This is a genomic window from Arthrobacter sp. JUb119, assembly GCF_024807995.1.
GTDB lineage: Bacteria > Actinomycetota > Actinomycetes > Actinomycetales > Micrococcaceae > Glutamicibacter.
Genome location: NZ_JANUFE010000001.1, coordinates 240,120 through 259,949 on the forward strand (window position 1 = coordinate 240,120; position 19,830 = coordinate 259,949).

The 19,830-nt window shown below is 59.7% G+C and carries 19 protein-coding genes; 7 read left to right on the forward strand and 12 right to left on the reverse strand.

Annotated features, from left to right (window positions below; genetic code table 11):
• Window positions 1-613 precede the first annotated feature (613 nt).
• From M2368_RS01200 to M2368_RS01210, 3 genes are all read left to right on the forward strand, one after another.
• Complete coding sequence (locus M2368_RS01200; protein WP_105657580.1) at window positions 614-1,060, forward strand: NUDIX domain-containing protein; 447 nt, start codon at window positions 614-616, stop codon at window positions 1,058-1,060.
• A 225-nt stretch (window positions 1,061-1,285) separates the two neighbouring features.
• The gene (locus M2368_RS01205) at window positions 1,286-2,200 is read left to right on the forward strand and encodes a hypothetical protein (RefSeq protein ID WP_498723926.1); all 915 of its coding nucleotides are present in this window, start codon (window positions 1,286-1,288) and stop codon (window positions 2,198-2,200) included.
• Between the two features lie 797 nt (window positions 2,201-2,997).
• Window positions 2,998-4,644 (forward strand): AIPR family protein, encoded by a 1,647-nt coding sequence (locus M2368_RS01210; RefSeq protein ID WP_498723927.1) that lies wholly within the window; start codon window positions 2,998-3,000, stop codon window positions 4,642-4,644.
• 669 nt (window positions 4,645-5,313) lie between these two features.
• On the opposite strand, the gene M2368_RS01215 is transcribed toward M2368_RS01210, so the two are convergent.
• The 3 genes from M2368_RS01215 to M2368_RS01225 form a co-directional block, all read right to left on the reverse strand.
• Window positions 5,314-5,916, reverse strand: a complete 603-nt coding sequence (locus tag M2368_RS01215) for a GNAT family N-acetyltransferase (protein ID WP_332594886.1) — start codon at window positions 5,914-5,916, stop codon at window positions 5,314-5,316.
• Window positions 5,913-6,488, reverse strand: a complete 576-nt coding sequence (locus M2368_RS01220) for a TetR/AcrR family transcriptional regulator (RefSeq protein ID WP_498723928.1) — start codon at window positions 6,486-6,488, stop codon at window positions 5,913-5,915. Before M2368_RS01220 ends, M2368_RS01215 begins: the two co-directional genes overlap by 4 nt.
• A gap of 594 nt (window positions 6,489-7,082) precedes the next feature.
• Entirely contained in the window at window positions 7,083-7,454 is a 372-nt protein-coding gene (locus tag M2368_RS01225; protein ID WP_498723929.1) for a MerR family transcriptional regulator, read from the reverse strand.
• A 177-nt stretch (window positions 7,455-7,631) separates the two neighbouring features.
• On the opposite strand from M2368_RS01225, the gene M2368_RS01230 reads away from it, so the two are divergent.
• Together M2368_RS01230 and M2368_RS01235 are read left to right on the forward strand one after the other, a co-directional pair.
• Window positions 7,632-8,963: an NtaA/DmoA family FMN-dependent monooxygenase gene (locus M2368_RS01230; protein ID WP_498723930.1), complete on the forward strand. Its 1,332-nt coding sequence runs from the start codon at window positions 7,632-7,634 to the stop codon at window positions 8,961-8,963.
• A 349-nt stretch (window positions 8,964-9,312) separates the two neighbouring features.
• A complete protein-coding gene (locus M2368_RS01235) occupies window positions 9,313-9,900 on the forward strand; it encodes a GNAT family N-acetyltransferase (RefSeq protein ID WP_332489175.1) in 588 nt (195 codons plus the stop codon).
• A gap of 397 nt (window positions 9,901-10,297) precedes the next feature.
• On the opposite strand, the gene M2368_RS01240 is transcribed toward M2368_RS01235, so the two are convergent.
• The 6 genes from M2368_RS01240 to M2368_RS01265 form a co-directional block, all read right to left on the reverse strand.
• Window positions 10,298-10,591 carry a DUF4287 domain-containing protein gene (locus M2368_RS01240; RefSeq protein WP_332489176.1) on the reverse strand — a complete coding sequence of 98 codons (294 nt, stop codon included), beginning with the start codon at window positions 10,589-10,591 and terminating at the stop codon, window positions 10,298-10,300.
• 280 nt (window positions 10,592-10,871) lie between these two features.
• Complete coding sequence (locus M2368_RS01245) at window positions 10,872-11,249, reverse strand: hypothetical protein (protein ID WP_332489177.1); 378 nt, start codon at window positions 11,247-11,249, stop codon at window positions 10,872-10,874.
• A gap of 48 nt (window positions 11,250-11,297) precedes the next feature.
• Window positions 11,298-12,137 carry an alpha/beta fold hydrolase gene (locus M2368_RS01250; protein WP_332498461.1) on the reverse strand — a complete coding sequence of 280 codons (840 nt, stop codon included), beginning with the start codon at window positions 12,135-12,137 and terminating at the stop codon, window positions 11,298-11,300.
• A gap of 73 nt (window positions 12,138-12,210) precedes the next feature.
• A complete protein-coding gene (locus tag M2368_RS01255; protein WP_332489179.1) occupies window positions 12,211-12,978 on the reverse strand; it encodes an SCO1664 family protein in 768 nt (255 codons plus the stop codon).
• Window positions 12,975-13,514 (reverse strand): DUF3090 domain-containing protein, encoded by a 540-nt coding sequence (locus M2368_RS01260; protein WP_133833662.1) that lies wholly within the window; start codon window positions 13,512-13,514, stop codon window positions 12,975-12,977. Before M2368_RS01260 ends, M2368_RS01255 begins: the two co-directional genes overlap by 4 nt.
• A gap of 10 nt (window positions 13,515-13,524) precedes the next feature.
• Window positions 13,525-14,208, reverse strand: coding sequence for an MSMEG_4193 family putative phosphomutase (locus tag M2368_RS01265; RefSeq protein WP_332489180.1), 684 nt, complete (start codon window positions 14,206-14,208; stop codon window positions 13,525-13,527).
• 367 nt (window positions 14,209-14,575) lie between these two features.
• Between M2368_RS01265 and M2368_RS01270 the strand changes: the two genes are divergently transcribed.
• Window positions 14,576-15,541: an RluA family pseudouridine synthase gene (locus M2368_RS01270; RefSeq protein ID WP_498723931.1), complete on the forward strand. Its 966-nt coding sequence runs from the start codon at window positions 14,576-14,578 to the stop codon at window positions 15,539-15,541.
• 29 nt (window positions 15,542-15,570) lie between these two features.
• Window positions 15,571-16,434: an MBL fold metallo-hydrolase gene (locus M2368_RS01275; RefSeq protein ID WP_133833665.1), complete on the forward strand. Its 864-nt coding sequence runs from the start codon at window positions 15,571-15,573 to the stop codon at window positions 16,432-16,434.
• A 66-nt stretch (window positions 16,435-16,500) separates the two neighbouring features.
• Here M2368_RS01275 and M2368_RS01280 read toward each other — a convergent pair whose 3' ends face one another.
• From M2368_RS01280 to M2368_RS01290, 3 genes are all read right to left on the reverse strand, one after another.
• A complete protein-coding gene (locus M2368_RS01280) occupies window positions 16,501-16,965 on the reverse strand; it encodes a DUF8821 family protein (protein ID WP_133833666.1) in 465 nt (154 codons plus the stop codon).
• Window positions 16,966-17,028: 63 nt separating this feature from the next.
• The gene (locus M2368_RS01285; RefSeq protein WP_498723932.1) at window positions 17,029-18,228 is read right to left on the reverse strand and encodes an acyl-CoA dehydrogenase family protein; all 1,200 of its coding nucleotides are present in this window, start codon (window positions 18,226-18,228) and stop codon (window positions 17,029-17,031) included.
• The gene (locus M2368_RS01290; protein WP_332498456.1) at window positions 18,225-19,817 is read right to left on the reverse strand and encodes a fatty acyl-CoA synthetase; all 1,593 of its coding nucleotides are present in this window, start codon (window positions 19,815-19,817) and stop codon (window positions 18,225-18,227) included. Before M2368_RS01290 ends, M2368_RS01285 begins: the two co-directional genes overlap by 4 nt.
• Window positions 19,818-19,830 lie beyond the last annotated feature (13 nt).

Here is a 19,830-nt window from a genome sequence, read left to right on the forward strand (position 1 = left end):
GAGTTTGACACAAAATAAATGTGTCAAACTGCCCTGTGTGCCATGTCTGTGCCAAAGATCGGCGTTGATCGCTGGCTGAGGGCGTCAGAGGAAGTAGTCGTTAGCGTCCGGCCAGTTTTCTTCCCAGTCCATATTCTTAGGATGACTCGATAGCCACTGTCGTATGTTGACCAGAACTTCATTTACGAATCGGAGCAGATCCACCTACTTCCGAACTAGAGTGCGGTCAGTGACGTTCTTGCGTAGCGCGTGCGCCGGTTTCTGGCGAGCCGACCTCACCAACTTGCGAGGCGTGACAGCCCGCTCCGTTTGTTCCGGAGTCACATGATTCATGGTCATGAGTTCTTGAAGACGTCCAATAGTCCCGAATGGATGCTGGCTCGTGTCGTTTTTCCCTGGAACGCCCGCTGCATCGAAAGCCGAATGTCTGAGATTCTCCGACAGTGCTTCGCCTAGCAGGTGAATGAAGTGATCCCACTCTCGCTGGCCTGATCTCAGAGTCCAACGCGTATCGTCGGGTAAATCGGAAGTCGAGAACAAAGGCTGCCCCCAAATCTAGGGGATTCAAACGCACGGTGTGGTCTGCCGTACAACAAGCTGTACCATCGTGAGCATGAGTAGACGTTCGGTCAAAAAGGCAGTCGGGTACGTCGTCCACGACGGAAACCTGCTCGTGTTCACACACGACGATTACCCGGTGGAAGTCACTGGTGTGCAGGTGCCCGCTGGGTCAATCGCCGAGGGCGAGTCGCCTGCGCATGCCGTCGTGCGCGAGGTGGGGGAAGAGACCGGCCTCGCAGCCAGGATCGTTCGCTCGCTGGGCGTCGAGTCGTACGACATGTGGCCTGCGAAGCCTGAGGTGCACGAACGGCACTTCTTTCAACTTGAGCTGGTGGACTCGGACGTTCAAGTTAGGTGGAAGTGCGGTGAGAACGATGCATCTGACGGCGGGCAACCGGTCAGCTGGACGTGCTGGTGGATGAAGCTGAGCGATGCCCACGTTCTCTGTGCTGGCTTTGGCGCGCGACTTGGCAGCATCGGTATCGATGGCGATCTCTAAGCTTGCATCGTGCCGGCGCTCGGTGGAGTTTAGATTTAACGTGTAGGAAGACGTCCTGGCCAGGGGCTTTACTGCTTGGTTCCCTGCGGGCAAAGGGGTCGAACGTTCCGATTTAACGTCTAGCAGCAGGTCCAGATATGCCTTCCGCTGTCTGCACGCGTCTTTCGTTGTCGGTGGACGTGGCTAAGATCCATATAGACCTGCTCTCGTATGAAAGGAATCACTATGGGGTTGAACTGGCCGGGCGCATTCATGGGCGGAAACGAGCTGCCGGAACCGGAGCAGAAGATATGCCAAGCAGTCGTCGATGAGTTCGGCGACGCTTTGAAGGACGAATTGGCTTCTCGCGGGCTGCCGCCTCATGCCTCCCCGTTTTATCGACAGTTCTCGTTCATTGCCATACGCGACAATTCGCAGATCTTGGTTGGGATTAGTCCGGCCACAGGTATGCCTCAGGTTATCTGGCTGGACCGCCCGAACGACCGTTATCCGCTCTCAGCTATGGTCGACTTACTCCAGAACCAACAGGGTTGGCCAGTTGCGGCGGTGGTTTCGTTGCCGCTCCCCGGCAGCCCCCAGCGATCTGGCGTCGTGCGGCGAGTCTCGGCAGAGCACGCACACGAAATGGAGACCATGAATACGCTCGGCAAGCTCGGCGATATCAGCCATGTTCGACACCTTGAAGGCGACCTCCGCCGCTTTCTAGAAGACCACCCAGAGCCGAGCCGCAATGTCTTCGTCATGATGCGCTTCGCCGACACTGTACAGATGAACCAGATCTACGAGTCGGTTAAAGCCGCACTCGCGGAGTTGGGAATGACTGCTGTGCGAGCCGACGACAGGGACTATACCGGGGAGCTGTGGTCCAACATCGAGGTGTATTTAACCGGCTGTCAGTACGGCATCGCGGTGTTTGAGGATGTCGAGCAGCGCGACTTTAACCCGAATGTGTCGCTGGAACTGGGCTATCTAATGGGCCGAGGTAAGCGAACGTTGCTCTTGAAGGAAAAACGGTTGCCGCGTGTCCCCTCAGACGTGGTCCACCGTCTGTACAAGGAGTTTGACATCTTCGATATCGATACTTCGATCAATCGTGAGATCAAGCGATGGATCAGCATCGACCTCGGTCTGGATTTCTAGATTCGGCGGATCTGACGAGTAACAAGATAGCGGTGAGTGTTTACGTCAGATGGTCGTATGTGTCGAAACGCGGTGGAGTTCCGATTCAACGTCTAATCCTGCTTAGCCCGAACGCCCTCGGTTTCTTAAAGAAATCGGGGGCGTTTTCGCGTTTTATTTCGGATTGTAGTTGCATTAAGAATAGAGACCAACGCCAGCGGATCGATGAGCGACGGGATACTGCGCGGAGGCTCGGAAAAGCTACACGAAGGCTCCAGGGCTTTGGCACATGTAGATCACGGGCGGCAGTACGCCGTCTGGGGCCGGAAAGATATTTTGCAGGCGCTTGGTACCGTGCAATCCAAGAGCTGAATTGGGAATGTTGGGATAACGCCGTAGACGAGTCTGCATTTTCGATGGTTAAGAATGCGTTGTTCCATCGTAGGGCGTTCACCGGCCATTTGACGGCCCGGCCCGCGGTAACGGAAAACATCGAGGCATAGAACAACCGGAGGCTTCCGCATACGGTCCATGGCGGGTTGAGCTCTCAGGCTGTTGCGGCTTGAGAGCATTCAGGAAAAATCAGAGATTGTGTCTCAGAATCTTGATCAGTTCACTGCGGACAATCTGGCGAGGGCATCACGGAAATGTATTTACCACTATGAAATGAGTAGGGTTGCGTAGGGAGAGTTGTACTGTTCCGGGCCTTTTGCGTCTCTGCTTTCGTTCGCACCAGCGTAACCCTCTTTCCCAGCTAGATGCTGCTTTGCTGCTGACCCCACCATGGATTTGAATTTTTACAACGCAAAGGTGCCACCATGAGTTTGTTTCACGTACATCAGATTGAGAGTCATCTTCGAGGACTCTATGAGCAGGATCATTGGGATCCCAAGCTGACAGATGTAAACAACCTTTCTCGTTTGCTCGCATTTCACGCCCTCAAGATGAACATTGGTGAAGGCGCTGACGGATCACAAAAGCTTGAGATTGTTGATGGGGGCGGCGACCGAGGGATTGACGCTGTGGGGATAGATCCTGTCTCCAACGTAGTTGTTCTGGTTCAGGCCAAATGGCGCGCAGACGGCACAGGCTCGATGGGACTGGACGGAATGCTCAAGTTTCTGGACGGGGCCCGTTCCTTGCTTGGAATGCGTGTCACTGGCGAGCCAGCTACGGCCTCTCAGGAAACTCGGGAATCCCTGCAAACAGTGCTGCGAACTCCAGGCGCAAAGATCCGTCTAGTGACTGTCACAACAGCCGCGCATGCGCTGGATAATGCAGTCTTGCAGCCACTCAATGTGATGCTAGAGCAACTGAACGACCTTCAGGAAGTTGAACCTCTAGCGATTCATGTTCACTTAGGGCAAGCCGAACTGTTCAGATCTATCTCAGTTCGAGCAGATGAAGAAGTTAGCGTGGACCTTCAGATTCTCGACTGGGGCAGGCTTACTGAGCCTCAACGTGTCTACTACGGCAGGGTAAGCGCTGCCGAAGTTGCTAACTGGTATGTTCAGCATGGAGCTGACCTATTCGCCGAGAATATCCGAGTCGTGATTCCGCGGTCTGAGATTAACGATGGCATCAAGGAGACGATTCAGGATTCCCCAGAGGACTTCTTCTATTTTAACAATGGACTGACAATGCTGGCTGACTCCATTTCAATTGGTCCGATCGGTGGACTATCGCGTGAGGTTGGTTACTTTAAGCTTAAGAATGCAAGTATTGTCAACGGGGCCCAGACAGTTTCGACGCTTGGAAAGCTCGCGAGCGGGCCTTATATGGAGAACTTGGGGCGCGCATTTGTGATGATTCGTTGTATCGAGGTTCCAGCGGAGGAGGAGACCCTCGGGGCATCGATCACGAGATTCGCCAATACTCAGAACCAGGTCAGTTCTCAAGATTTCGCGTTTCTGGATCCCGAACAAGGCCGGCTTGTGCAGGAGCTTCATGTTCTTGGGTTTGAGTACCTGCTGCGCGCCGCCGAAGTCCCTAAGAGCGCCAACCCCAAGGACATTATTCGTGTCCGAGACGCCGCGATTGCCTTGGCCTGTGCCTCTTCAGATTTATCTCACGCAGTCACAGCAAAACGTGAGGTGTCTAGGCTGTTCACGGATACATATTCTGCACTGTTTAACCCCTCAACGGATCCACTGCGTCTAAGTAGGGCTGTGCAAATTGTTGCAGCTGTCGATGATGCGTTGGATGACTATGTCGACGCATCAGACGGAATCACCGCTGGTATTGCCGTTCACGGACGAAGGGTGATTGCTCATCTGATTATGCAAAACCTGGGTAGGGCGTTCCTTTCGAATCCTGTATCGGAACTCGTGCCCGTGTTAGATGCTGTGCCTTCTCAGGCCACGAAACTCGTGGCAGACTTTGAGGATCATTTTCCTGAAAATACGTACCCTGGAAACCTTTTCAAAAATGTATCCAGAGTCCGAGCACTTTTGCGGCGGCTTTAAGGCGCAAGGACGTTCACGTGTGCGAGTGGCGATAGAACACAATTCTCTGGAACTTGAAAATGACTGATGTGTGACTAGAGGCCGGTATTTGTGGACGCGGGGTGGAGCTCCGGTATACCGTCTGAGTCGGCCGCTCTCCGAATACTGTTGCTATCGGGTGGAGTCGTAGTGCGAGGCAGGGTCCATGGTAGGAGCCCGAGCGTCGGCTGAGGAAGCCGGTTGGCCTCTATCCCTCGGAGAATTGATTCGACTCGCGGATGCGCTGAGCGCCGCGTATTGCGATCCCCGTTCAGGTGACGCGCAAGAGGTTTGTCTGTACCGGACTACGGTGGAGTTCCGCATCAACGTTTAATTTCATGTCTCAATCGCCCTCGGTTTCTTTTGGAACCGGGGGCGATTTTTTGCATCGTGCCCTTGATTCATCACGAAGTAGCGCCTGAAGGAAAGCTCCTCCAAATTAGCGATGCCGTTCAAGGTGCATGGGCCATTCCCCTTATGGGGCAACGCCGCAAGCAGGCTAAGGCACCAGGCCCCGCGTTACGGCGATCTAACCGACTGTCTGGGAGCCGGATCCGCGCGGCAATCCGGTCGGACTCCGCCCTGCGCTCTAAAGCCCTTACTTGAGAGAGCTCCGAAGTGCGACTAGGGACCTGTTGAGTGAATGGGCCCTCAAGCATCAGCCTGAGCGCGGTTGAGCCCCATGGAGACATACGCGGAGAACCCCGCTCGCTTCGCGAACTTGATGCGTCGCCGCTGTGTTTCGGTGAAGCCGAGCTTGGCGTACAGCCCGAGGGCGGGGGTGTTGGTGTCCTTGATGTCGCGCAGCACGAACTCGTCGGAGGGCAGTTCCAGGAGTCGGCGCATCAGCGCAGTGGCTACGCCTTTGCCCTGATGCTGCGGCGCTGTCGTGACGAACGCAATCTCCGTCAGACCGGTGCGGGCACCGCCATAGGCCCCCATGAATTGACTGCGGATGATCCGATAGCTGATCATGCCGTGTATTGGACCGAGCACGCGCTGGAGCTCGCGCCGATCCGGCTCGAAGCACTCCTGCTCGCCTTCGGTGACGACCGCGACCGCGGCGGGCTCGCCGTCGACGAGCGCGACGTGGAAGCGCTCCAGGATGAGCATCGGGGCGAACGCGTCGGCAAGCACACTGGGGTCCTTGGAGAAGAACGCGAAATCCTCGGCGAACCCTTGCGTGAGAACTTCAGCGATCCTGTGCCGATACCCCTCACCCAGTTCGTCTGCGCGCGCGACTTCGATCTTCATCGGGGTCCTCTTGTGAACATTCGTAGGATCAGCTCGACATCGGGCTCCGCAAATCCCTCCCGAAGAGCAACGTGCATCGTCGTTATACCGGCAAGCATGGCGAAGTAGTGAGAAGTCATTCGGGTTGGGTCTCCCGCGGTGATTTGGCCTGCGGCCTGGCCTCGACCGATGAGCAAGGTGAAGGCCCGCCAGAGCGTCCCCTGCGTTGCGGCCAGTCGCGCCGCAGTCCCCTCAGGAGTGTCCGTCGAGAAGCCCTGGTTGATCACCATGTAGAACTCGGCCGCGCCGTTGTTCGCTGCGAGGTCTGCCACGTATACCTCGGTGAAGGATCGGATCATGGAGAGCGGATCCCCTTCGGTCGAGAGCTGAACGGCGACAGCCTCGAGCCCGCGTGAGGCCTGATCGATTAGTTCATCGAACAGTTCTTCCTTGCTCGCATAGTGCCGGTAGATCGACCCAGTGCTGATCCCCGCCTCGACGGCGATCTGACGCATGTTCGTGGCCGCGAAACCACGGTGCGCGAAGACCCGGACGGCGGCCGTCTCCACAGCAGCGCGTGTGGCTGAACGCAACGCTTCATTCTGTTCCGTCGTCCGCGGCACGAAGATCCTTTCAATGAATTTCTGTTCATTTTATGCTTCGATCGCAGACGGCACAACTCTGTGCTCGACCTGGGCTGGTGCCCGCGAGGTGCCAGGTGGTCGGTGGATTGATTCGTGGCACCGTTTCGGCACCCAGCGGTTGGTAGTGCCGGAACTCGGTGGAGTTCCGCTTCAACGTGCAATTCTCATGTCTCAATCGCCCTCGGATTCTCTTGGAGCCGGGGGCGATTTTTTGCATCGTGCCCTTGATTCATCACGAAGTAGCGCCGGAAGGAAAGCTCCTCCACATTAGCGATGCCGTTCAAGGTGCATGGGCCATTTCCCTTATGGGGCAACGCCGCAAGCAGGCTAAGGCACCAGGCCCCGCGTTACGGCGATCTAACCGACTGTCTGGGAGCCGGATCCGCGAGGCATTCCGGTCGGACTCCGCCGTGCGCTCTAGAGCTCTTACTTGGGTGGAGCCCCGAAGCGCGATTAGGGACCTGTTGAGTTCATGGGCACTCAAGTATCGGCCTGAGCTCCCTGCGGCCACTGCCCGCGGCGCGCAAGGAGCTGACCTGCCGATCATGCCCCGCAGAGGACGCGATCCATCGCGTCGATGTATCGCGTCAGCGCGTCGCGGTTCTGCTGGAGCAGGACGATGCGCTCGGCCAGCTTGTCGCGCTGTTCGACGAGCATCGCGCGCAGTTCGGGATCGGGATCGGCAACGATCGTGCTGCCAATGTCGTTCAGGCACGGCAGCATGTCGCGGATGATCCGGGTGGGGACCCCTGAGTCGAGCAGCCTGCGGATCTTCAGCACGCGCTCCACGAGATACTCGTCGTAGTCGCGGTACCCGTTCTCCAGCCGTAGCGGCGTGATGAGTCCCTGCTCCTCGTAGTACCGGAGCATGCGCGTGGGCACCCCCGTTCGATTGGCCAGCTCGCCGATCCGCATTCCCGTTCTCCTTCACATCCATGTCAAGGATACGGGTCGGAACCGCCTCCCGGCCACGGCAGCCCTCATCGAATCCGCCCGCAGGCTGCGCGCAGTCGGCCTTGACTCCAGAGTCCGCGGACCTGCAGGCACGGTAATTTGACCTTTACATGGATGTCAATGTTCGATGATGGTTCCATGGACAAGGAACAACGCAAGATGATTCTCCGCTTGGCGCTGACTGACGGCTACGGCACCCTGCCCGGTGCCTGGCGGGCACCGCACGTCGACCCCGGAAACTACTCGAAGGTCGAGGCGAACATTCGCTACGCCCAAGCCGCCGAGCGCGGTGGCTTCTCGTTCGTATTCACGCCCGACTTCCCGGCCGTGCGGGGCAGCCTGGAGCATTCGACCGTCAGCAACATCATGGATCCGCTCATGGAGGCGGCCGCGATCTCGCAAGCGACGAACAACATCGGTTTCGTGCTCACGGGGTCCACAACGTTCCAGGAACCGTTCAACACGGCCCGGCAGTTCAAGACGCTGGACATCATGAGCCGTGGCCGCGCCGGCTGGAACGCCGTCACGACGAGCGACCAGCTCGTCGCGTCGAACTACGGCAAGCCCGTCGCGGACCGGGCCGAGCGATACCAGCGCGCCCATGAATCGATCCAGATCGTGCAGTCGCTCTGGGGCAGCTGGGAGATGGATGCCTGGATCAAGGACCAGGAATCGGGCCGCTTCATCGACCCCGCGAAGCTGCAGCCGATCAACCTCAGCGGCGAGTACGTCGCATCCCGCGGGCCGCTCGCGTTGCCGCCGTCGGAGCAAGGGCAGCCCGTCGTCTTCACCTCGGGAGGACCGAGCCCGCATCTGCTCGAGCTGGCGGGGCGCTATGCGAGCGGCTTCATCACGGAGGTGTGGACGATCGACGAGGCTCGCGCTGCGCGCAGGGCGCTGCGCCGGGCCGCCGAGGAAGCTGGCCGCAACCCCGACGACGTGAAGTTCATCGTCGGCATCATGACCACAGTGTCCCCAACGGTGCGCGAAGGGCTCGACCGGCGCCTGTCGATGTCAGGCGAGGTCATGGAGGCGCGCCTGCCGCACCTCAGCGCGATGATCGGTGTGCCGATCCTGTCCGAGCGCATCGACAAGCCGCTCACGCCCGAACAGCTGGCCAGCGCTCACGCCTCGCCGCAGGACCCGCGCTCCGGGATCGCGCTCAAGGTGGCGCGCGAGGGGTGGTCGCCGCGCGACATCCTCGCGCACGGCGTGATCGACTACCATCCCGTGACCGTGGGGCCGGGAACGGTGCACGCCGATCACCTGCAGGAATGGTTCGAGGCCGGTGCTGCCGACGGCTTCTGGCTGTCGCCCGATGTCTATGAGGACGGCGTTGACGCGTTCGTCGACGAGGTCGTGCCGATCCTGCGCGAACGCGGCCTCTATCCCGAGGACTACGTGGGCTCCACGTTGCGCGAGAACCTCGGCGTCCCCGGCCAGTACGGACTCGGCGACTGGCTGAAGTGATCACGCCTGATCGGATGCCTGCGAACTCGCTCGTGCGGGTGCCGCTGGTCGCGCCGCTCGTCTGATTGCAGGTCGCGAGAGCAGAGGCTGGCCTGTGCCGGAACCTCGTGGAGTCCAGGGATAATGCATAGTCGCGTTCCACGCTGATTACTGGATGAGCTGCGCCAGACAGAGGGCAGGATCCGCACGTTGGTGCGGGTCCGGCTCTTTTTCGTTGGACTCAGCCATCCCGGAAGCTCGGAAGGTGCGGGATACTGGCAAGGGAAATATGGCAGGAGACAGTAATCCATATCCCACGCATACCCCTGATACTTGAAGCAGTTACCGGAATCCAAAAGGAGGCCTGTCGTTGACGCGAGCAGACGATTCGAGCGAAGCCACGATACTTGAAACTGCGCTGGAGATTGTTGCGCACGCAGAACTGGCAGAGCAAGATGCCGCGGAGCTTCGCAGACTGTTCGATGCCGAGTACCTGCGGGATGCCGGCATCTGGGATCCGGATCTGCCATATGGCTATGCCCCGCATGATTTCCACATCATGGCCCGGTGCAAAGGCGAGGTTGTCGGCCATGTCGGGTGGGCGCGACGCACGATCGGTGTGGGAGGCCGCGACCTTGTCGTTGCAGGTGTGGGTGGAGTGTTGGTTTCCGAGCGCGCGCGGGGCCGCGGCCTAGGCGGGATCCTGATGAATCTCGTGGCTTCATCGATGGTTGATGCCGGCGGTATTGCGTTCGGCTATCTCGGTTGTCGCGAGGAGGTGGCCGCTTTCTACAGCTCGTGCGGATGGACTCGGATTTCCGCTGCCGAGCGTTCGATTAGCCGTGGAGGCCACGCAATTTACGACCCGCCGGGCCAACCTCTGCTTATTTTGCCCATCGAGTCCCAGCTTGCTTCCTGGCCAGAAGGTGAAGTCGACCTTCGCGGGCGGGCGTGGTGACGCCCAAGCGATATCCTACGCAGGCTATGACCGGGCTTGGCGATAGCCCGGGCTATTTTTCACGGTCGATGTTGTATATCCCCACAGCTCAACATTCCGTTGGAAGAAAAAGGATCGAGCGCTAGGGAAGTGGAGGCAGATCGAATGAGGAAACTTCCCAAGGTAGCCTGGCTACGAGTCTCGGTGTACCTTGGCATCTCGATTTTGGGGCTGGCCTTGTTCCTTGCGTGCTATTGCATGATTTCCGGCCGGTCGCTCGCCGAGGCTCTTGGCAGCTTCTGGATCGCGATAGCAATTGCTCTTGCTACATCCGCTATCACTGCGGTACGCGACCAACGGCAAGACACTGGAACCGAGTATTCCGAGCCGGAACTATAGCCCCTGCCTTTCGGCTGGTTCAGTTGGAAGGCTTAGTTGCGATGCCGTCGAGCCACAGAACATCTGATTCGTCATTGTGCTTGCCTCCGGATCCAACGTGCTTGCTAGCGATAGTCGGTCCCTTTTGAATGACATGGACCATCGCCATGCCGTGGCCCCGGCCCAGCTGGTAGTCCTCCTTGAGCCATGCCAGAATCTCTGCTGCTTTGACCCCTTCTTGGCTAAGGCCTTTCTCACGGGCGATCTCGATCAACTGGCGAGCAGTGAGCCCGGTCTTCATTTCTATGGTGTCCAGATAGGCTTGAAATGACATGGAGAAACCTCTCGAAGGCATGAATAGGTGCCTCGAATACTAGACCTAATCCCACGCCGCGCATAGAAGTAGTAGCCGGAGGATGCCACGCGGCTAGCGCACGAGAACCACGGTGTGCTCCACGACTGGCATCCTTGCGGCCTTCCGCGTCTAATCGCCACCAGTGATGGCGCCCTGATCAGCAGCAACCAGGCTGGTTGAAATGACCCGCAGGCAAGTAAAGACGCATGCCTCGGGACAGTGGAGAACGGCTGCCCGCAAGTGCTGAAGCCTAGTTCCGTCAGCTGAATTCCAACGTGTAATTCTCCGCCGTTGGCAGGTGCCCGGGATCGTCTTCAAACGGCATGTAATCGACTGAATGCAGGTATCCGGCAACAACCCAGAGATCCAGATGCCCCAGCTCCTTGCCATCTTTTGAAACGAGAACAGTGGAGAATGGGCCACCACCATGCCGGACGCTTTGGCAATCGAGTTTGCTTGTGAAGGAAATCGAGAAGCACTCGCATTCTTTGAACTGGTAGCCGCCCCAACGCGCAAACTTCAGTTGCTGTCGAGCCTTTGCTGATTCAGCATCTGTGCCGCTGCAGAGCAAGGCCAGCAGCTCTAGTTCAGCAGGTCGAAGTTCTCCGCCTGGGACTCGCTTAGGTCGGTTATCCATGGGGACAGCCTATATTGCCCTGTGACTAGGAATTGCATCGCTACGTTCCTAGAGCAGCAGCATCGAAGAAGCTACCTCGGAGATCGCCGAAGACGGAATGGCAGTTGAAGCGTTTTCAAGGACGAGCAAGGAAGCGTTCGGGATTTCTTCGGCTAGCACTATGCCGTTGCCGACGGGGAAAAACGGATCCTTTGCACCGTGAACCACCAAGGTGGGGATATCGAGCTCGGACAGCCGCTCGCGCCAGCGCGGAGTGCAGTCCAGCTTGGAAAAGACGATCCCGATCTGGTTTGCCAGATGGGCTTCGGGCTCTGCGCTGGCCGTACGGTCCCAGATGCGGGAGGCCAAGTCCATGGCAACTTCTGGATCATTGCCTAGAATTTGCGAACCCTCGGCGGAGAATTGGGCAACGGCCGCGCGGTCTGCCCAATCCGGCATAGGGCGGGACAACAGCTTGCCCATGGTTGCCTGGTCATGATCTGGCAAATCTTTGTCTACCGGACCGGGAGCTACTGGTCGTGTGCCTATCAGCGTCAGGGCGCCAAATGATTTGGGATGATCCAGCGCCGCAATCTGCGCGATCATGCCGCTGACTCCGATACCGGCTACATGCGCTGGACGGTTATCCAGTAATCTGGCCAGCGCTGCGGCATCCGAGGCCAGATCGCGCAGGTTGTAATCGGGTTTCATCGGGTTCCCGGCCGTTGATTCACCGCAATCCCGCAGGTCGTAGCGAACCACATGGCGCCCCCCAGCGGCCAGAGCCTGGCACAGGGCATCTGGCCAAGCAAGCATGGTGGTTCCGCCGATGAGGAGAACCAATGGATCACTTTTGCTGCCGAAGGATTCGGCACCGAGCTCCACACCGTTGGCTTCAACCGTTCCCATGCGCGACCTGCCTTTGCTATCAGAATCCAAGGATGGCTTGCCTGCCGTCCTGGGGTCAATAGGAATCGGAGTTCTAGAAGAGCGGCCAGGGCACGGCGGGCATCTGCCCCCTATGAGCAGGGAAGTGCCCTTCGCTGCACAGGGTAGCGCAGCGCTCGGCGAGCGCCGCGATTTCTTCATCGTCTAGCAGGTTGGTCAGTTCTTGGCCAAGTTCTGCGTGCAGGGCTTCGCTGACCGTCCGGAGGCCGGCCAGTTCTTCTTCACCCAGCGGTTGGCCAACCCAACCCCAAAGCACGGTGCGCAGCTTGTGCTCTGCGTTGAAGCAGAGCCCATGATCGACTCCGTAGCGGTGGCCACCGGGCATGGCTAGAACGTGGTCGCCCTTGCGGTCTGCGTTGTTGACCAGTGCATCGAAGACCGCCATGCGCCGCAGCGCAGGTGTATCCTCGTGGATCAACGTCATCTGCCGCCCCGATTCATCCTGCCCATGCAGAATGGTCTTCCAACCGCCAGCTGGCACCATGTCCGCGGCTACGATGTCTACTGGGTGCTGTCCTCGATCAACTTCTTGCCATAGCTGCACCATGCCTTCGCCAAACTGCCCTTCGCGCAGCCAAGTGCGCGGGACGAGGTTCCAGCCCAGGGCTTCAGATACGAGGAAGGCGGCAACTTCGCGGTATGCGAGGGTGCCTTGGGGAAAATCCCAGAGGGGTTTCTCGCCAGCAATGGGCTTGTAGACCACGCTGTTCTCGCCGATGCTGCCCAGGAAAGTTGCGTTGGAGGCGGTGGTGATGCGGCCGGTGAGTTCCAGCTGCGCGGTCAGCAGATCGGGAGAGCTCATTCGCCGTTCTCATCTTTGCAAGTGTGCCCATCCGGATCAATCGGATAACCGCAGTTGGCGCACATAGGCCGCCCAGCAGCCACGATCTCGTGGGTGCGCATGGCGAAAGCGCGTGCAGTGCCTACGGGCATGCGCACGCGCAGGAGCGCGCCCGGTCCATCTGGATCAAAGTCGGCTTCATCTTCTTCGTTCAAGGAGAAGGCTTCCAGAACTACCTGCGCTACGGTGGCATCCCATCCGAGATTCATGGAACCCACCCGGAAGGACTCGTTGACTTCTTCCAGCGGATCGTTGTCAACCAGTTCCACCGGAGTATGTTCGGGAACGCTGAAGGGGTTGCCCTTGACGGTGGAGAGCTGATCGAGAATCTCGTCAATCATCTCGGCAACCACCGCGGCTTGCTGTTTTTCCAAGGCGATGCTGGACAGTTCCTTGCCGGCTCTTGCCTGGAGGTAGAAGGTGCGGGACCCGGGCTCGCCGATGGTGCCAATGACAATGCGGTCTGGCCAATTGAATTCGTTGACTGTTGCCGTCATTTCGCTCTCCTTAGTGTCCTGCTCCGCCGCCGACTGGGGCGTCGGTTGTCTTGATTCCTGGGGCTAGCCAGGAGAGGTCTCCGGCGTCGGTGTTGATGGAATACACGCGAGGCGCACCGGTCCCGTAGTGCACAATTGATGCGGAAGCCGGGCCCACATTCAGTCGCTGGAACAGATCCAAATGCATTCCCAGCGCGTCAGCCAGTATCGATTTGATGATATCGCCATGGCTGAAGGCTGCCCATACTGCTCCGGCACCATGTTCGGCCTCGATGGCCGCGTCATGGCGCCTGATGGCTGCTACTGCCCGGGATTGCATTCCGGCCATGGATTCGCCATCCGGGAAGGTCACCGAGGACGGAGCTGACTGCACTGTTTTCCAGAGGTCTTCGGCGGCCAAGTCCTGCAGCGTGCGGCCTTGCCACTGGCCGTAGTCGCATTCCGAGAGTTCGGGTTCAATTAGCAAATGCGCCGCTGGGCTTTGCCGTTGCATGGCGAACTCCGCCGTCTGCACACAGCGTTCCAGCGGGCTTGAGACAACGCCAGCCAAGGGGAGCGCTGCTAGGCGTTCGGCGGTACGAATCGCCTGTTCTTCGCCGGTTTGGTCGAGGAATACTGAGGGGGTGCGTCCGGCCAGTACGCCGGTGGCGTTGGCGGTAGTGCGTCCGTGCCGCACAAGGATTACTGTGGCCATGAACCCAGCCTAGTCATGGAGATGGTGGCAAGCGACTCCTGGGCTGAAAACAGGTCCGGGGCTTCGAAGAGCCCGGCAGGTTCTGGAGGTGCGGTACCTTCACCCGTTGCACCCTTGCTGCAACGCGAGGGCCAGGGCTGTTCATTGGTTCGCCGAGCGAACGCTATGGCTCGATGAGCGCCGGGCGAGGTGTGAGTTCAGTCCTCATAACAGCGCCTTTGCTCGTACCGGCTCACGGCATCGGGGTACCATGAAAGTTGGCCAATTCGGGGCGGCAGCTCCCGGAAGTCCCTCGCAAATGACTCGTCGAAAGCGGTGACGCCATGATCCACCACTGGATGTGGCCTTATAAACGGAGTGATAATTCTTGTCTGGAGTCCTCCAGCAGCCAGCGTCAGAACAGCGGTCTGATTCCAAGACACGCACCATCCTTGTCGACGGCGGGCATGCTGGCCGGCGGATCGAGAAGTTCCTCCGGGTCCAGCTCAAGACGATGCCCGCCGGGCAGCTTTTCCGGCTGATGCGCAAAGGGCAACTGCGTGTCAACGGCAAGAAAGTCCAGGAAGGCTACCGGCTAGCCGTAAACGACCAGATCACGCTGCCGGCGCTATATGCAGAACAGGGCGTGGCACCAGCCTTCGGTGTCCCGGCACCCTTGCTCAAGCGGCTACGCAACTGCGTACTGCACGAAGACCAAGACGTCCTGGTGATTGACAAGCCTGCCGGCGTCGCCGTGCACCGGGGAACCGATGTTCCTGCGGGGGTTATCGAAGCTTTCCGCCAGTTGCGCCCCGAGCTGCCGGACCTGGAATTGAGCCACCGGCTGGATCGCGATACTTCCGGGCTGCTGGTGTTGGCGAAGACCCCGAGCATGCTGCGCTATCTGCATGAGATGCTTCGGGAGAGCGAAGAGGAGATAGAACGCCACTACCTTGCGCTCGTTGCAGGGCATTGGAGCTACAAGACCGAATCGATCCACTCGCCGCTGCTGCGCCGTGCCGACAAGGTCGTGGTTGATCCGAACGGGCAGCGAGCCGAAACCCATGTCACCGTGAAGCAGCGCGTAGGCCAGCGCGCCACCATTCTGGATGTGCAGCTGATGACCGGACGCAAGCACCAGATCCGGGTCCACCTGCAAAGCGAAGGCCATCCGATTGCAGGAGACGACCGGTATGGCTTCGCGAAGTTCAACCGCCGCGTCGAACAGCTTGGGGGTCGCGGGCTGTTCCTGCATGCGACTAAGCTGGTGATTCCCAAGCCCGATGGCCAGGAACTGGTGATCGAGGCACCCATGCCGCAGCGCTGGAAGCAGCTGCTGAAGGCGGGGCTATAGCCCAAGCAAGGCTGGCGGGAGGGGAAAAGATGGCTGAAGGACCCTGGAAGCACGTTGCCGAGGGAGTATTCCAGCGCAGATATGATCCGTTGGATATTACCGTGGGAGCGGTGCTCGGCGGGCAAGGCGTGGCGATCATCGATACCCGCAACAACGCACCCGAAGCACAAGAAATCCTTGACGAAGCCACAACGCAATTCGGACTGCCGATCGTTGCCGTGATCAACACCCACGCGCATTATGACCACACCTTCGGCAACCAGCTCTTTGCCCAGCGGGGAATCCCGATTTACGGCCATCACCGGATCCCCGCGCACTTCGAGCAGTTCGAGAAGCCCCGGCTTGAAATGGTGCAGCGCTCGCCGGAACTCGAACCTGAAATGAATTGGGGCGGTGTAACGCTGACGCCGCCTAGCCACTTGCTGGCCGAACCCTGCACGGCAAATCTAGGCGGACGGGAAGTTGAACTGATCCCGCTGGGTGCCGGGCATACCGACACCGACCTTGCGATCCATATTCCTGATGCCAAGGCATGGTTCCTTGGCGACATCATCGAGCAGTCTGGTCCACCGATGTTCGGCTCGGGCGCCTATCCGATGAAGTGGCCTGTGGTGCTCCAATCCCTGCTAGCGCGCATCCAGCCGGGAGACGTCATTGTTCCAGGCCATGGAGAGCCCGTCGACCGGGAATTCGTCGTTCGGCAAATGCACTGCTTCGAGCTGCTCGCCGCGACCCTGGGTTCGGCTCATGGGAACGGTGCGGCAATCAAGGACATTGCGTTCCCTGCAGAACTGCAAGAACTGTGGCCTGCCGATTTCCTTCTCGAAGCTGCCAAGGATGCCTACGCGCAGCTGCCGGATAACGCGAAGGAACCAGGAAAACGCGGCGCATGAAGCCAGAGCACTAAATGACCTCATGGCCGGCACGTGACTGAGGGCAGCGGCGGAATGGGCGAAATGTCAGTATTCGTTCTTGATCACGAAGTACGAGCCGCGGATGGTCCCTGCAAGCTTGGACTTCTGGCGAGCGAACTTGAACTTCCCTTCCAGCTCGCTGGGCACAGCCATGCCATCGGAAAGCTTGAAGCCCACTGCGCGCTTCTCGCCGGGATCCAGGCCGTAGAGAACATTGATGGATAAGCCGGACTCGTAGAAGACATAGGCGCGCTTGGCGCCATCCGCCTCGAACACAGCTGCCTGCAATGGCTTCGATGCGATGTGCAAGTCGCGTTCCTGCGCCAGAATCGTGTGCACCCAAGCTATGGCTTCCCTAGCGTCGTCTGCTTGCTCCACGGCAAAGTCGTGGTTGAACTTGTTCTTCAGATAGCGCGCTTCGTTGGCGCGCAAGCCTGCCAGCGCGTCAGCAACAGGCGAAGTCTCAAGACCCTGGGTGGATACGTCTTTGAAATCAACAAGGTATGGCATGGGCATCCCTTCGGGCGTTGGCCCCGTGGATTCGGTAATTCGTTGTTATCGTACTCCGCGAAACTAGCCGAAGGCACTGAATCCGGTCAGATCCCTGCCGAGGATCAATGCCTGCACAGACTCGGTTCCCTCATAAGTATGCAAGGCTTCGATATCGCCGAAATGGCGAATCACGTGATTTTCCAGCAAGATTCCATTGCCGCCGAGCAGGTCGCTGGCGGTGGCTGCCACCCGGCGGGCAGCCCGGGTGTTGTGGTACTTCAGCAGCGAAGCTTGCGTGTCTTTCAACCGGCCGGCAGCCTGGGCACCGGCCACGGCCATGCACTGCAACTGCATATTGGTGATTTCGGCGAGCATCTGCGCCAGCCGTTCCTGCACCATCTGGTGCGCGCCCAGGGGTTTGCCGAACTGCGTGCGCTGCTTGGCGTACTGCAGGGCCGCTTCGAAGACGAACTGGGCATGGCCTAGCGCCGACCAGCCAACATTCACCCGGGTTTCAACCAGTGCCCGCGAGACATCCTTGAATGCGCCGGCCCCGGTGAGCCTGGCGGATTCAGGAACGCGAACGTCCGTGAGCCGGATCTCTGCCTGTTCGATCGCGCGAAGCACGCCCTTGCCGCGCACCGGGGAAGCCTCGTAGCCAGGGGCCTGCTGGTCGAGAATGAACCCCTTGACCCGGGAGTCGGCGACGTCGCGTGCCCACACAATGGTGATGCCTCCGGCGGCTCCATTGCCGATCCATTTCTTATGGCCATTGATGATCCAGTGATCCCCGTCGCGCCGGGCACTGGAATCCAGGCCAACAGAGTCCGAGCCATGATGCGGCTCGCTGAGGGCGAAACCACCGAGCAGCTCACCGGAGGCCACGGGTTCCAGATACTTCTCCTGCTGTTCGGGGCTGCCGAAGAATTTCAGGCTGCGCAGCACCAGGCCGCCCTGCACCGCGGCGGCCGCGGCCATCGAACCGTCTGCGCGCGAAAGCTCCATGGCCACTAGGCCCGCGGCCAGCGGGGAGAAGTGGGCGTGGCCTGGAATCCGAAGACCGTCGGTGAACAAATCGAGTTCGCCCATGCGGCGAACCAGATCCAGCGGATAATGCGCGTTCTCCCAATGCTGGTTGATGCTGGGCAGGATCTCTACTCCGTAGTGCCGGGCGCGGGCCCAATGCTTGCGATCCTCGTCGGTGGCAGCATCGAAAGCGGATAGATAATCGATGTCCAAAGCCGAGGCCAGGTCGTAGGGTGCCCATGGGTCCCGGGTCAATGGGTGCCGCCCGAAGTCTTGTTGCGTTCGGCACGCAGCTGGCGCTTGAGCAATTTGCCCGATTGGTTGCGGGGCAGCTGTGCGGCAAAGTCCACCCGCTTGGGAACCTTGTAGTGCGCCAGCTTGGACTTGACGTGCTCGCGCACCTCTTCGGCGGTGAGCGTGGCGCCGGCCTTGAGCACAATGACCGCGGTCACCGCCTCGATCCAGCGTTCATCATCGATGCCCACCACCGCGACTTCCGCAATTTCGGGCAATTCGTAGATGCAGTCCTCCACTTCGCGCGGGGCTACCAGCACCCCACCGGTATTGATGACGTCCTTGATGCGATCCACCACCTGGATGTAGCCGCCCTGGTCCTTGACCACTTGGTCCCCGGAGCGGAACCAGCCGTCGGCAAATGCCTGCTCGGTTTCCGCCGGCTTGTTCCAGTAGCCGCTCATGACCTGTGCAGAACGGTATTGGATCTCTCCGGGCTCACCGGCATCGGCGAGCTTCCCCTCGGCGGTCATCACGCGCGCTTCGATGAAGAACACCGGGCGGCCGCAGGACGCGGGGCGTGCATCGTGCTCCTCGGGGCGCAGCACCGTGCACAACGGGCCGAGCTCGGACTGGCCAAAGCAGTTGTAGAACCCGATCTGCGGATAGCGGTCGCGCAAGCGGGCCAGCACGGTTACCGGCATGATCGAGGCACCGTACTGCGCCTTGGCCAGCGAGCCCAGGTCGCGGGTGTCCAGATCCGGGTGATTGCTCAGAGGCACCCAGACGGTGGGCGCCAAGAACAGCGAGCCGATGCGTTCGGATTCGACGCGTTCCAGGATTTCGCCGATATCGGGTTTGGCGAGCAAGCGGATGCTGGCACCCAATGACAGATAGGGAAGCAGGAACACGTGCATGGCCGCCGAGTGGTAGAGCGGCATCGCGATCAGGGGCCGGTCCGTGCCCTCCAGATCCAGGGCGATAATGGCTGAGACGTACTGGGCCACCAGCGCCGAATGGGTCATCATTGCGCCCTTGGGTGCCGAGGTGGTTCCGGAGGTATAGAGCAGCTGGGCCAGATCCGTGCCGGCCACCGCAGCTCCAGGCGGCGCGGCCTCCACGCTTTCATCCATCGCCGTTTCCAGCACGCTGGTGCTGTTTCCGGTTCCGGGCAGCAGCGGCCAAACATCCTTGACTGCCTGCAGGCCGCCGGCATCGCGCAGTTCCTGGACCAGTTCGAGGCGGGACTCATCGGCGATGACCAGTGCGGCCCCGGAATCGTGCAGCAGGTAGCGCAACTCGTCGCCCCTGAGTGCGAAGTTCACCGGCACGTGGACCAACCCGGCACTGGCGCAGGCGAGGAACAAGATGGCATAGGCGTCGCTGTTCGCTGCATAGGCAGCAACTCGCGAACCGGCCGGCAGGCCTGCCTGCCGCAACCGGGCAGTCACCCGATTCACCCCGTCGGCCAGCTGGCTGTAGGTCCAGTTCCGTTCCCCGAAGGCCAGAGCATTGTCCGCGGGGCAGCGGGCCACCGAGCGGCGCAGCAGCGCGCCAATGGTGTTCTGGTCATCGGAATTCATCGCCGAGGTGGCTCGCAATGCACTCATGGTAGTTTCCTTT

Bases quoted from the DNA above. Each gene is read 5' to 3' on its own strand.
- M2368_RS01200 (WP_105657580.1), top strand. From the start codon at position 614: ATGAGTAGACGTTCGGTCAAAAAGGCAGTCGGGTACGTCGTCCACGAC.
- M2368_RS01205 (WP_498723926.1), top strand. From the start codon at position 1,286: ATGGGGTTGAACTGGCCGGGCGCATTCATGGGCGGAAACGAGCTGCCG.
- M2368_RS01210 (WP_498723927.1), top strand. From the start codon at position 2,998: ATGAGTTTGTTTCACGTACATCAGATTGAGAGTCATCTTCGAGGACTC.
- M2368_RS01215 (WP_332594886.1), bottom strand. From the start codon at position 5,916: ATGAAGATCGAAGTCGCGCGCGCAGACGAACTGGGTGAGGGGTATCGG.
- M2368_RS01225 (WP_498723929.1), bottom strand. From the start codon at position 7,454: ATGCGGATCGGCGAGCTGGCCAATCGAACGGGGGTGCCCACGCGCATG.
- M2368_RS01230 (WP_498723930.1), top strand. From the start codon at position 7,632: ATGGACAAGGAACAACGCAAGATGATTCTCCGCTTGGCGCTGACTGAC.
- M2368_RS01240 (WP_332489176.1), bottom strand. From the start codon at position 10,591: ATGTCATTTCAAGCCTATCTGGACACCATAGAAATGAAGACCGGGCTC.
- M2368_RS01245 (WP_332489177.1), bottom strand. From the start codon at position 11,249: ATGGATAACCGACCTAAGCGAGTCCCAGGCGGAGAACTTCGACCTGCT.
- M2368_RS01250 (WP_332498461.1), bottom strand. From the start codon at position 12,137: ATGGGAACGGTTGAAGCCAACGGTGTGGAGCTCGGTGCCGAATCCTTC.
- M2368_RS01255 (WP_332489179.1), bottom strand. From the start codon at position 12,978: ATGAGCTCTCCCGATCTGCTGACCGCGCAGCTGGAACTCACCGGCCGC.
- M2368_RS01260 (WP_133833662.1), bottom strand. From the start codon at position 13,514: ATGACGGCAACAGTCAACGAATTCAATTGGCCAGACCGCATTGTCATT.
- M2368_RS01265 (WP_332489180.1), bottom strand. From the start codon at position 14,208: ATGGCCACAGTAATCCTTGTGCGGCACGGACGCACTACCGCCAACGCC.
- M2368_RS01275 (WP_133833665.1), top strand. From the start codon at position 15,571: ATGGCTGAAGGACCCTGGAAGCACGTTGCCGAGGGAGTATTCCAGCGC.
- M2368_RS01280 (WP_133833666.1), bottom strand. From the start codon at position 16,965: ATGCCATACCTTGTTGATTTCAAAGACGTATCCACCCAGGGTCTTGAG.
- M2368_RS01290 (WP_332498456.1), bottom strand. From the start codon at position 19,817: ATGAGTGCATTGCGAGCCACCTCGGCGATGAATTCCGATGACCAGAAC.